Here is a 12,295-nt window from a genome sequence, read left to right on the forward strand (position 1 = left end):
GCTCGCCCCGTCAACCGCATCCGTTATGCCGGCCGAACCCGCCCTGTTGAGGACCGAACGGGTTTACCGTAAGGTCCGCCGCACCCGCACAACACGACCAGCGCACGGACCCCGATGGCAGCCACTTCGCGAGACAACCCGTCGGCGTCCGCCGTGCGTTCCCTCGCGCCGGCCCGCGAGGCCCTGCGCGCGGACCCGCGGTTCGACACCTACCTGACTCGGCAGATCCCGGTGCTGGTGGCATTATCGCTGCTGCCCGGGCTCGGGTATATCCTGCTGGGCGCCCTGCACGATGCGCTTGTCGCGGCCGCCTCCTGGTACGCGGTGATGTTTGCCGCCTCGCTCTGGGGAGTCCAGCTTTTCTGGCGGTACCACCGATCGCCGCTGTCACCGGAGCAGCGCAGCCGCTGGCGCCTGCGGCTGACGCTCTTTCTTTATCTCTACCTGGCGCTGTGGACCTGGATCTTTCTGGTCTTCGTGCGCCTCGACGCCCAGAACCTGCACTACATCGCCATCTTCACGCAGATCGGCGCCACCACGGTCGTCGCGGCCCTGCTCTACCCGGCCCCGTGGGTCTTCCGCCCGTTGATCCCGGCCATGATGGTGCCGCTGGCCGGCTACTTCCTGCTGATCGGTGACTGGTATGGCTACGTCCTGGCCGCCTTCTCCGCGACCCTGGCCCTGGTGCTGTACTACGCCGCCAGCAGCAGCTTCGGGCTTCTGCGCGACAGCCTGTATCAGGCCTCGCACGACGCCCTCACCGGGCTCAACAACCGCGCCGCCTTCATCGAGCACCTCGAGCAGAGCCTCGAGGTGCTGCAGCATCATCGCCAGCATTCGTTTCTGCTGCTGATCGACCTGGATCATTTCAAGACGGTCAACGACCTTCTGGGCCACGACATCGGCGACGAGTTGCTGAAAGCCGTCACCCGCGACTTCGCCAACACCCTGCCGCCGGGCCACCATCTCGCCCGTCTGGGCGGCGACGAGTTCGTGATCGTCGCCCCCGGAAAGGAAGACCGGCATACCTGCGAACGGGCGGCCCGGCGCCTGGCGCACTCGCTGCTGCGGGTGGTCAAGACGCCCTACATCATCCGCAATCATCATCTGCATGTCAGTGCCAGTATCGGCATCCGCCTGATCGAGCCGCACGCGGGGATCGACTCGCACCAGCTGGTCCGCGAGGCCGACATCGCCATGTACGAGGTGAAGGACCGCGGGCGCGACGGCGTGGTGGTGTTCAGCGACGAACTGTCGCGGGCGGTGGAACGGCACCTGCAGATCGAGCGCTGCCTGCATTTCGCGCTGCAGAACCGGGAGATCGAGGTGCTCTTCCAGCCGCAGCTCGACCGCGACGGCCGCATCCGCAGCGCCGAAAGCCTGATCCGCTGGAACAGCGCCGAACTGGGCCCGGTTTCCCCCGCGGAATTCATCCCGATCGCCGAGCAGACCGGCTTCATCAGCGAACTGGGCGACACCGTGATCGCTCGGGCCTTCCAGACCCTGCGCGACTGGGATCGCGCCGGCTTCCACCTGGAACAGCTCGCGATCAACATCAGCCCGCGCCAGCTGGTGCACCTGAATTTCGTGCAGCGCATGCAGGAGCTGATCGCGCGCCACCTGGGCCGTGAACACGCGCATCGCATCACACTGGAGATTACCGAACACGTCGTCGCCGAGGATACCGACCGCGTCGTGTACATCATGCAGGCCCTGCGCGACATGGGCCTGCGCTTCTCGATGGACGACTTCGGCACCGGGTTCTCGTCACTGAGCTACCTGAAGCGCCTGCCCTTCGACGAACTCAAGATCGATCGCAGCTTCGTGCGCCAGGTCGACCACGACCCCGGTGATCAGGCGATGGTGCGGACCATCTGCGACATCGCCCGGCAGTTCGAGCTGGAAGTCGTCGCGGAGGGGGTCGAGACCGAGGCCCAGTACCAGTGGCTGGCCACGCACGGGAACCTGCGCTTCCAGGGCTACCTGTTCGCCCGCCCCATGGAGGCCGGCGCCTTTCTCGACTATTGCCAGGGAATCCCGGCACCGAGCCGCGCGGTGGCGCCGTCGACCGGAAGGTAGCGGCCCGGGATCAGGCGCCGCCGGTCGCGGCCGGCACCACCCAGAGCGTGAGCGACAGCAGGATCGCCGTCAGGCTTACCCCGATGATCGGCAGCATCATCACCCCGGCCAGCGCCTCGCGCCGAAACAGGCGCACGGCCATCCCGCCCAGCGTCAGCGTCCACCCGATCGCGACAAAGAACGCCAGGGCGTTGAGCTCCGCGCGCCACAGCAGGATGAGCGCCACCGGCAGCCCGAGATTCAGGATCACGACCCCCATCTCCTGGCTCCCCGCCGCCCGTCCGGCGGACAGGGCATAGGCGTACGCGGCCCAGACCATCAGCAGGCCGAAGCCGAGCGCACCCGCCGCGGGCGAACTGAGCGGGGCCCGCAGGATGGCCGCCCCGGCCGGTTCCAGCCCGACCCCCAGCGCAATGATCAGCAGCGCCACCCCCAGGCTGATGGCCAGCCAGAACCACAGGGTTCCGCGTTGCACATTCGGTTCCGTCATATCCTGGTCCTCGTCCTGTCGGTGGCTGCCTGACCTGCTGACCGCGCGCGTCCTTCAGGGTTCGCGTTGTCCGATCGCACCCTGGATACAGCCCGGCCCCTGATTACCGGGCCAGCTGCCAGGCAATGGTCTCGCCCGCGCGCAGCGGTACACCCGGGTCATGCCCGAAGAGTACCGCCTCGGGCACGGTCCACGGTGAGCGTTCCAGCGTCAGGGTGTCGGTGTTGCGCGACAGTTTGTAGAAATCGGGCCCGAAATGGCTGGCGAACCCCTCCAGGCGATCCAGCGCATCCGCGGCGGCAAAGGCCTCCGCATACAGTTCGATGGCCGCATGCGCGGAATAGATCCCGGCGCAGCCACAGGCCGATTCCTTCGCATGACGGGGATGCGGGGCGCTGTCCGTACCCAGGAAGAAGCGCGGGTGGCCGCTGGTCGCGGCCTCGACCAGGGCCTTGCGATGACGCTCGCGCTTCAGGATCGGCAGACAGAAGTGATGCGGACGCATCCCGCCGGCAAACAGTGCATTGCGGTTATAGAGCAGATGCTGCGGCGTGATGGTGGAGGCGACATTGGCCGGCCCGTCCTGGATGAACTGCACGGCCGACTCGGTCGTGATGTGCTCCAGCACCACCCGCAGCTCCGGAAAGTCCCGAATCAAGGGCTCCAGGTGGCGCTCGATGAACACCGCCTCGCGATCGAAGATGTCCACGTCCGGATCCGTCACCTCGCCGTGGATCAACAGCGGCAGATCCACCCGCTGCATGGCCTCGAACACCGGATAGCAGCGGCGGATATCCGTCACCCCGCTGGCCGCGTTGGTCGTGGCCCCGGCCGGGTACAGCTTCACCCCGTGCACAAAGCCGGAGGCCTTTGCCGCGTCGATCATGCCCGGGGTCGTGCCCTCGGTCAGATAGAGCGTCATCAGGGGCTCGAAATCGGCCTCCTCCGGCAACGCCGCCAGGATGCGGTCGCGGTACTCCGCCGCGGCCTCCAGCGTGGTCACCGGCGGCTTCAGGTTGGGCATGATGATCGCGCGCCGGAAGCGGCGCGCGGTATCCGGCAGCACCGACGCCAGCACATCGCCATCCCGCAGGTGCAGGTGCCAGTCGTCCGGTCGGGTCAGGGTCAGGCGGTTCATCCGTAGTTCCCTTCGCAGGGGCCCGCACGGTACGGGCCCGTCACAGTCATCAGTTATCAGGATAGCGCGGAGCGCAAGTCGGTCTCGGACCAGCCCTCCACCAGTAACGTCTTGTTACGCGAGTTCGCGCCTGCCACCACCCGCACAGCCGACTTCGGGCATGCCAGTTTCGCTGCCAGCAGCTCGATCACGGCCGCATTGGCGCGGCCCTTCTCCGGAGGCGCCTGGACCTGCAGCTTGAGGGTCTCCCCCATCCAGCCGGCCACCGCGTTGCGCTTGCTGCCCGGAGCGACCTTCACCTTCAGCCGCGCCATGCGAAACACTGAGCCATGTATACGCTCTACTCGGCGGGCCGCGTCGCCATGTAGGCACTGAACACGCCCAACTGCACATCCCGCTGCACGTCCTCGAACCCGACCGCGCGCAGGGTGTCCTGGATCTCTTCCGGCGGCACGCACTGGTCGATGGTGTCCCAGAAATAGCGCATCAACAGGTGGCCGTCGGGATCGCGGGTCAACACCTTGCCGACGAACGGCACGAAGTCCCGGAAATAGAAACGCGCCAACGCGAACTGGCGCCGGGTCCGTGGCCGCGAGACCTCCAGGATGGTGCAGCGACCGCCCGGCTTGAGCACGCGGAAATACTCGCTGAACAGTTCATGCAGATCCCGCACATGGCGCAGCCCGTAACCCATGTACAGGCGGTCGAACTGGCGGTCCGGCAGCGGCATCTGCTCGCCGAGGCTCTGGACGAAGGTCGCGTCCATCTTGGTGCGGGCGATGTCCATCATGCCCCGGCTCGGATCCACGCAGGTCAGATGGTCGTCGCCCACCACCTTCCGGATCTCCTGCGCGACCGGCCCCGTCCCGGTCGCCACATCCAGGACGTTCATCCCGGCCTTCAGGCCGGACTTCTTCAGCACGAAGCGGCGATAGGCCTGCCCCGTCCCGAAAAAACCGACCCGCAGGATGCGGTCATAGTACGGGGCCGTCCGGTCGAACAGGTCGTCGACGTAGGCGCGGCGGCTGCCCTCGTCCCCGTAGTAGTCCTTCAGGACCGGGTGCGGCTTCTTGGTCGTTGGCTGCATTGCGTATTCTCCCAGGCAGGGGACCAGGGGCCGACCAGACGCGGCGGCCGACCCGGTCCGGCGTCAGTTCGTCATGGCATTGCGAGCGCCTCGCACAGGCGCTCCGAGTACTGTCCCTCGATCTCCACCAGCAATTCCTCGCGACAGATGTCGCCATGCAGCAGAAGCCAGGGGATGTGGTGACCCAGGCGCGCCCGCAGGTGGTTCTCCGCGGCGGGCGCATCCTCGGCGTGGCGCAGATAGACCTTGAGCAGCGAGAGCGCCTGCGGCGTTTCCGCTCGCACCGGGTGGTGGGTGGAGGCCTGCTCCAGCAAAGCCCCGATATTGTGCAGGCTCTCGTCAATCTGCGCCTCGAGATCCCCCACATGGCGGCTTTCATGGCCCACGATGCTGGCCGTGCCCGAAATGAACAGCTCGGCGGCCTGCGGGCCCGGCTGCCAGAGGCTGGCGCGGGCAAACGAGGGGCTGCGCGGCCCGTACTGCCGGGGGTAGCGGTAGGCACTGACCTGGCGCGGATTCTCGATGCGCGCCGCGGGCTCGCGCGTCGCAATGAAGTAGATCAGCAGGCCGTCGGAGTGCGTGCCGATCGCCGTGGCCGCCGGCAGGATGCGCTCGTACTCCGGCAAGGCCTCGAAGACCTGCGCACGCCCGCTGCAGAACCCGCGATAGCGCTCCTGCCCGTCGACCGGATCATTGATGGCCGGGAGGTAGTTCCAGACCCGCACCAGATGGTCAAAGCCCAGCGCCCGACAACCGGACAGGATCTCGCGGTAGGCGCGTTCCGTCAGCGGTTCCGGGTCCGCGCGGGCATCCAGCGGCGCGTGCCAGCAGCCCACCAGGCAGTCGCGGCCGCGCAGGTAGGTCAGCGAGCCGTCTGCCCCTGTCTCCCCGCGTACGCCGTCCGGCAGCGACCAGTACTCCACCCAGTCCGTATCGCGGCCCAGTGGCTCCAACCCCACGTGGATCTCCAGGCGTCCGGGCTTGCGCTCGACACCACAGGTGCGACCAAAACGAATCACCACGGACGCCGAGGCGCCGTCCGGATCCTGTGCTCGACGGTAGGTGACCGTCAGCGGGGCTTTGTCAGCGGATTCCATCATTCGGTGGGAGCGGGAGGCGCATCGCCTCTCCATCGGCATCCATTCCGGCCAGAACAGCGGCGCAGTCTACCAATCTCCCGCGCTGGAGACACGGCCTCCCGGCGGGCCGGGGCACGCCAGGGAAACACTGATCCATGTACACACTCGCGCTCGAGTCGCTTTTGTGTGCGAACAAGGCGCGGTGAGCGAAGTGTAGCCGAGCTACATAAGCGAGCCGCGACGCCGGTCGCATGCCCGTTTTTGATCAACAACGGGCGGCCGAGCCCCTTCTTTCGATGGCTTGCGGGGTTGGCACCCCAGGTTCCCCGATCCTGCGTTGCCGCCCTTGCCGGCAGAATCACTACCGGCTGCGCACCGCGCCTGGTCTCGGAAAACCTGGGGTGCCAACGCGAGTGTGTACATCGATCAGTGTTTGCCTAGATGCGGAGTCTCGCAGGGCTTCCGTCAGGGCTCGTCAAGCTCGATACCCGCCTCGGTCAGAAATGCCCGCAGGCCTTCGAGGTAGGCATCCCCGGTGGCCAGAAAGGCCTCGTTATGGCCGCCTTCCATTTCCAGCAGTCGGGCCTGCCCGGCGGCGGCGTACAGCCGTTCGGCATGGGCAAACGGCACGATCTCGTCGTCCGTGCTGTGGGCCAGCAGCAGCGGCGCGGTGATGGCCTCGATGCGGCTCAGGGTGTCGTATTCGTGGCGCAACAGGGCCCGCACCGGCAGCCACGGATAGTGGCGCGCTCCGAGATCCGCGGCCGAGGTAAAGGCCGATTCCAGGATCACCGCGCCCGGCTCCACCCCGGTGGCCAGATCCGCCGCCACCGCCGCCCCCAGGGAGCGCCCGAACACCACGACCGAGTCGGGGGCGATCGAGCGCCCTTCCGTCAGGTACTCCCATGCGGCGCGGGCATCCGCGTAGGTGCCCGCCTCGTCCGGGCGGCCCGCGCTGCGGCCATAGCCGCGGTAGTCGATGATCAGGACGGCCAGTCCCAGTTCATGGAAGAGCTGCAGGGAGTGCAGTCGGTGGCTGATATTGCCGGCATTGCCATGCAGAAACAGCAAGACCGGCGACTCCTCGCCCTGCGGCGACGGCACGAACCAGCCATGCAGCCGCACCCCGTCGGCAGTCACCAGTTCGACGTCTTCGTAGTCCAGTCCAATGCGTTCCGGCGTGCTGGTCAGGTTGCTGGAAGGCATGTAGACCAGACGGTCCTGGGTCACGAAGATCAACCCGGTCATCAGGGCGTATCCGAGCCCCGCGAGTCCCAGGATCTTGAACAGATTGGCCATATCCCGATCCTGACCGCCCAGTCGCCCCTGTGCAAGGCAAACACCGAGCGTGTGAAGCGCTCTCGCCCGTGCGCCCGGACCGGTACAATGCCCGCGAACGATCTGGCTGAAACGACCCTACCCCATGCGCCATTCGCTGCTTACCAATACGGATCTGCAGGGCCTCGACCGCGACGCGCTGCTGCGCCACTTCGCGGGCAGCCAGCCGCTGGACGATTCCACCGGCCAGCAACTGGCCGAGGCACTGGACCTGGCGCTGGAGGCGGTCGAGGCCGCCGGGCTCGAATCCCACCCGCTGGACGTGGCCGAGATCCTGCGCCACCTCAACGTGGACCGCCAGACGCTGATCGCAACCCTGCTGGTACCCGTCTATCTGGCCTCCCGGATCACCCCGGCCCGGATCGAAACGGACTTTGGTGCGGCTATCGCGCGTCTTACCACCAACGTCGCGGCCCTGGTGCGGCGCCGTTTCGAGGCGCCGGCGGGCCGGCCGGAACAGGCCGAGCGCCTGCGCCGCATGCTGATGGCGATGGTCGACGACGTGCGCGCCGTGCTGATCAAACTGGCGTTCCGCGTGCAGCACCTGCGCCTGCTGGTACGCGAGCCGGATGACAGCGCCCGCGCCCTCGCGCAGGAGACCCTGGACGTCATCGCGCCCCTGGCCAACCGCCTGGGCGTCGGTCAGCTCAAGTGGGAGATGGAAGACCTCGCCCTGCGCATCCTGGAACCGGAGACCTATCGCGAGATCGCCAGAGGCCTGGAAGAAAACCGCACGGAAAGAGAGACCTATGTAGAGGCGTTTGCGCAGACTCTTAAGGACCGCCTGCGCGCCGAAGGCATCGAGGCACGGGTCTTCGGGCGGCCCAAGCACATCTACAGCATCTGGAAGAAGATGCAGCGCAAGCGGACCTCACTGTCCGAGTTGTACGATCTGCGCGCCACCCGCGTGATCGTCGACCAGCTGGCCACCTGCTACACCGTACTTGGCATCGTCCACAACGACTGGCGCCACCTGCCCAGCGAGTTCGACGACTACATCGCCAACCCCAAGGACAACGGCTACCAGTCACTGCACACGGCCGTGGTCGGACCTGAGGGCAAGGTGGTGGAGGTGCAGATCCGTACCCGCGAGATGGACGACTTCGCCGAGCTGGGGGTCGCCGCCCACTGGCGCTACAAGGAAGGCGGGCGCGAGGACCAGGCCCTCAACCGCGCCATCAACAGCCTGCGCCAGCTGCTGGAGGCCGCCGACAACAACGATCAGAACCTGCTCGACGAGATCCAGAGCGAGCCCCTGCACCAGCGCGTGTTCGTGCTTACCCCTCAGGGCGAGGTACTGGACCTGTCCCTGGGCGCGACCCCGCTGGATTTCGCCTACGCCGTTCATACCGAGGTCGGCCACCGCTGCCGCGGCGCCAAGGTGGACGGGCACATCGTGCCGCTCACCTACAGGCTGAAGTCCGGCGAGCGCGTCGAAGTCCTGACCACTCGCGAGGGCGGCCCCAGCCGCGACTGGCTCAACCCCAATCTCGGCTACCTGAACACCGCCCGCGCCCGCTCCAAGGTCCGCACCTGGTTCCGTCAGCAGCACCAGGACGAACACCTGGCCACCGGCAAGCACCTGTTCGATCGCGAATGCCAGCGTCTCGGCTGCGGACAGGACCTCGACCGCGGCGCCCTCGCCGAGGCCATGAAGTACCAGACCTTCGACGAGCTGCTGGTCGCGCTGGGTGCCGGCGACATCACCACGGCCCAGATCGCCGGGCGCATCTCCCAGCAGATGCGCGAGACGCGCGGTCGGGAAAAGCTCGCCACGCCGCCCGCGGCCCAGCGCCCGCGGCGCCATGACGGCGAGGCAAAAGAGGACGACATCAAGATCCGCGGCGTCGGCGGCCTGCTGACCACCCGGGCGCGCTGCTGCAACCCGCAGCCCGGAGACCCCGTCATCGGCTTCATCACCCGCGGTGCCGGCGTCTCCGTCCACCGCAGCGACTGCGTGAACATCCTGCGCATGCCGGAGGAAAAGCGCGGCCGCCTGATCCCGGTCTCCTGGGGTGAAGAACCGGAACGCGAGGCCATCACCCTGGAGGTGGACGCCCATGACCGCCCCGGCCTGCTCGGCGAGGTCGGCAACGCCTTCTCCGAATGCGGCATCAACCTCCTGCGCGTGAACACCCAGACCAACCGCGAGGACCGCAGCGTCCGCATGGAACTGGAGGCGGAATACAGCGACCTCGGCGAACTCAGCAACCTCTTCGACCGCCTCCAGGCCCTCGGCAGCATCCAGACCGTCCGCCGCCTCCCACCCGCGGCCTCCACGTAGACATGTAGGAGCCCAGCCCTCTGGGCGATCCGGGCCTGCCCAGTGCCGCATCGCCGAGAGGGCTCGGCTCCTACTGGAGATACGGAACAGGCTTCTGCCCTAACCCTCGGGATGCCCCGGACCGGTGCGCATGGAATGGCGACGGGTGGTCTCGTAGGCGCTGGTGCCCTTGCGACCGGATTTCAGTTCGCGGATTTGCTGCGCGACCTCGGTGCGGCGCTGGTCCAGCTCCTGCACCGAGCTTTCGTAGAAGCGGCCAAGCTCCTCGAGCGCGGCGCGCAGTGCCGCCCCGGAGTCATCGCGGAGTGGCACCGGTTCCGGGCCGAAGGCCCGTTCAACCAGGCTGCGCGCCTGCCGATCCAGCTCCTGGAGCTCTTCCCAGTCCTCTTCAGCCACCGCGCGCGCCATATGGGCGCGGATCGCCTCGACGGCATCCTCGAGCGTGGCTTCCGAACCGGCCCCACTGTTCGAAGTGGCGGGACCGCTCATGGGTAAAGGCCGGACTCAAAAACCGCGCAAAGAGCCATGCAAGGCCTTCCGCTAACCTGCCCGGCGCTGGTCGGCCGGGATCTCGTCCCAGCCCGCCTTGATCTCGCGCAGCAGTTTGGCCACCTCGTCCAGTGCCGCGGGGTCATTCTGCGCGTTCGCCTCCAGCAGACGACGGCTCATGTACTCGTACAGGGCATCCAGGTTTCCGGCCAGTTCGGCATTATGCTTGTGGTCCAGCACGGCGCGCAGCGATTCGACGATATCGATCGCCTTGCCAATCTTCTCGCCTTTCAGGCCCACATTGCCCTGCTGCATCGCACCCTTGGCCACGGCGATCCGCTCCAGTGCACCCTCGAAGAGCATCTGGATCAGCCGGTACGGGTCCGCTACCTGCGCTTCGGCCAGCGCGCCCGACTGCCGGTACTGGTTCACCGCTCGATTCATGCCCGGTCCGTACATGCGTTGCTCTCCGTTATCCGTTCGCCCCAGCGGCGCGACTATCGACGAGAATTGTTCTGGGCCAGCGGCATATTCGCCAGCTGCCCCATCAGGAAATCACCCGTGCTCTGCATCTGCGCCACGGCGCTGTCCATCCGCGAGAACTGCCCGATCAGGCGCTGTTCCATACGTTCGAGACGGACCTCGAGGTCCTCACGCTGCTGCCCAATCCGCTCCAGGTCATTGCGCAGCCCGTCCGTACGCGCATTGATCAAACCTTCCGGCCCAATAAAGCTGTTGGTGACCTCCTGCATCCGGCCACCAACCTCGCGCACGATCTCGGTGACGCGATCGAAGCCGTCGGTCTCCATCGCCCGGTCGAAACGCGCGCCGTCGAACGAGAGCGTCCCGTCGCGGTTGGAGACGATCCCCAGCTCCGCGAGGGTCTGGGCATTGGCATCCGGCACTTGCGCCGGCTGGATCAGGGCATTGCCGAGGCGGCTCCGAATCCCCCGTACCGTGCTGTCCCCCGTCAGGACCGAACCCTCTTCCGAGTCCGGATTGAACGAGGTCAGCTCACGGGTCTGGCCAACCAGGGCGTTATACGATTCGACAAAACCCTGCAGGGCCTCGCGCAGCTGGTCCTGGTCTTCGCTCACCGAAACGGTCACCGGCGACGCGGACGTCCCCTGCAGCTCGATGCTCAGGCCCTCGATCGTGTCGTCCAGCGTGTTCGTCGGGCTGGTCACGGTCAGCCCGTTGATCACGGCCACCGCATCGCGGGCCTCTTGCGTGGTTTCCAGGTTGTCGCTGGCCAGGCGGCCGAGCCCCTCGTTGGTCGCCGCCGTGTCCCCGTTCACCGCGACCGAGATCGTGTTATCGGCCCCTGTCTCCGTCGCATTCAGGACCAGGCGCGCGCCACTGCCGTCATTCACGATGGAGGCCGTGACACCGCCCCCGGCCTCGTTGATCGCATTGCGCACGTCCCGCAGGGTATCGCCTTCTTCCACGTCGATTGTGATGGCGTTCCCGCCGCCCACGCTGATCTCCAACTGACCGGCACCCACCTCGGCATCCCCGTCGGCGAACTGCCCCGCCGCGGTGGCCACGCTTTGCGCCTGCGCCAGCTGATCCACCTGCAGCGAGAAATTGCCATTCGCCGCCGTGCCGTCGGACGTCACGCTGGCCACACTGGAGTCCGACACCTCTGCGGCCTGGGACAACTCGAATCCAGCCAGCTGGCCCAGACTCCCGCCCAACTGCTCCACGCCGTTCGTCAGATTGCCGAATGCCGAGATCTGCGCCTCGATCCGCCCTTCCCGGCGATCGAACCGCTGCTCCTTCGGGACGCGTTCGGCGTTGATCAGGTCGCCCACGATCTGATTCAGATCCAGCCCCGAACCGACACCCAGTGAACTAATGGCCATGGTCTTTCTGCTCCTCGGCGCCCGGCGTCCCGGAGCCTTTGCACGTGCGATATATCTATTTACGACAGCCTAGCCCAAAACTTGAGCCCGCCGCAGGAAAACCACCTCAAAATCGGCATACCGCGCCCCGACTTGATGCCCCCGAAATTCCCGTCATTGCGTACATGGACGCCCCCGGTTTGCCAAGCGTTTGAGTGATGGTTTCGGGGCGACGATTGCTCCCGTACATTCGGACTGCGTGTGCGGCTTTCATTCGCCACGGTCCCGGATGGATTCCGCGGGTGGAGGGTCCCAGCGAGGTCACGCACTCGAGGTGCTTCGCAATGATCGGACTGGCCCCCACCGGGATCGCTCCCGTTGCCATCATGCTCAATCGCTTGCGCAATCGAGGGTTGGGTACGTAATAACGCGTTCGCTTCTCCGTTTTTGTAGGCTTACGCGGCGAC

General features: G+C 66.7%; 11 protein-coding genes. 2 read left to right on the forward strand and 9 right to left on the reverse strand.

Going from position 1 to position 12,295, the window contains the following annotated elements; translation table 11 throughout:
- Positions 1 to 114 precede the first annotated feature (114 nt).
- A complete protein-coding gene (locus H609_RS0106075; protein ID WP_028484544.1) occupies positions 115 to 2,079 on the forward strand; it encodes a bifunctional diguanylate cyclase/phosphodiesterase in 1,965 nt (654 codons plus the stop codon).
- A 10-nt stretch (positions 2,080 to 2,089) separates the two neighbouring features.
- On the opposite strand, the gene H609_RS0106080 is transcribed toward H609_RS0106075, so the two are convergent.
- The 6 genes from H609_RS0106080 to H609_RS0106105 all read right to left on the reverse strand — a co-directional run bounded on the left by H609_RS0106080 (position 2,090) and on the right by H609_RS0106105 (position 7,172).
- The gene (locus H609_RS0106080; protein WP_018866368.1) at positions 2,090 to 2,569 is read right to left on the reverse strand and encodes a hypothetical protein; all 480 of its coding nucleotides are present in this window, start codon (positions 2,567 to 2,569) and stop codon (positions 2,090 to 2,092) included.
- A 103-nt stretch (positions 2,570 to 2,672) separates the two neighbouring features.
- Entirely contained in the window at positions 2,673 to 3,707 is a 1,035-nt protein-coding gene (gene pyrC / locus H609_RS0106085) for a dihydroorotase (protein ID WP_028484545.1), read from the reverse strand.
- Positions 3,708 to 3,763: 56 nt separating this feature from the next.
- Positions 3,764 to 4,021, reverse strand: coding sequence for a DUF167 domain-containing protein (locus H609_RS0106090; RefSeq protein WP_018875521.1), 258 nt, complete (start codon positions 4,019 to 4,021; stop codon positions 3,764 to 3,766).
- A 26-nt stretch (positions 4,022 to 4,047) separates the two neighbouring features.
- Positions 4,048 to 4,794: a class I SAM-dependent methyltransferase gene (locus tag H609_RS0106095; protein WP_018866371.1), complete on the reverse strand. Its 747-nt coding sequence runs from the start codon at positions 4,792 to 4,794 to the stop codon at positions 4,048 to 4,050.
- Positions 4,795 to 4,865: 71 nt separating this feature from the next.
- A complete protein-coding gene (locus H609_RS0106100) occupies positions 4,866 to 5,894 on the reverse strand; it encodes a hypothetical protein (protein ID WP_028484546.1) in 1,029 nt (342 codons plus the stop codon).
- A 444-nt stretch (positions 5,895 to 6,338) separates the two neighbouring features.
- Positions 6,339 to 7,172, reverse strand: coding sequence for an alpha/beta hydrolase (locus H609_RS0106105; protein ID WP_028484547.1), 834 nt, complete (start codon positions 7,170 to 7,172; stop codon positions 6,339 to 6,341).
- Between the two features lie 124 nt (positions 7,173 to 7,296).
- Between H609_RS0106105 and H609_RS0106110 the strand changes: the two genes are divergently transcribed.
- On the forward strand, positions 7,297 to 9,495 hold the full coding sequence (locus tag H609_RS0106110) for a bifunctional (p)ppGpp synthetase/guanosine-3',5'-bis(diphosphate) 3'-pyrophosphohydrolase (RefSeq protein ID WP_028484548.1): 2,199 nt from the start codon (positions 7,297 to 7,299) through the stop codon (positions 9,493 to 9,495).
- A 99-nt stretch (positions 9,496 to 9,594) separates the two neighbouring features.
- On the opposite strand, the gene H609_RS0106115 is transcribed toward H609_RS0106110, so the two are convergent.
- Genes H609_RS0106115 through fliD form a run of 3 tightly spaced genes read right to left on the reverse strand, consistent with a single transcriptional unit; the run spans position 9,595 to position 11,849 of the window.
- Positions 9,595 to 9,984: a flagellar protein FliT gene (locus tag H609_RS0106115; protein ID WP_028484549.1), complete on the reverse strand. Its 390-nt coding sequence runs from the start codon at positions 9,982 to 9,984 to the stop codon at positions 9,595 to 9,597.
- A gap of 51 nt (positions 9,985 to 10,035) precedes the next feature.
- Positions 10,036 to 10,443, reverse strand: a complete 408-nt coding sequence (fliS, locus tag H609_RS0106120; protein ID WP_018866376.1) for a flagellar export chaperone FliS — start codon at positions 10,441 to 10,443, stop codon at positions 10,036 to 10,038.
- A 38-nt stretch (positions 10,444 to 10,481) separates the two neighbouring features.
- The gene (gene fliD / locus H609_RS0106125; protein ID WP_028484550.1) at positions 10,482 to 11,849 is read right to left on the reverse strand and encodes a flagellar filament capping protein FliD; all 1,368 of its coding nucleotides are present in this window, start codon (positions 11,847 to 11,849) and stop codon (positions 10,482 to 10,484) included.
- Positions 11,850 to 12,295: the final 446 nt, after the last annotated feature.

The organism is Thioalkalivibrio sp. ALE17, from assembly GCF_000425605.1.
GTDB lineage: Bacteria > Pseudomonadota > Gammaproteobacteria > Ectothiorhodospirales > Ectothiorhodospiraceae > Thioalkalivibrio.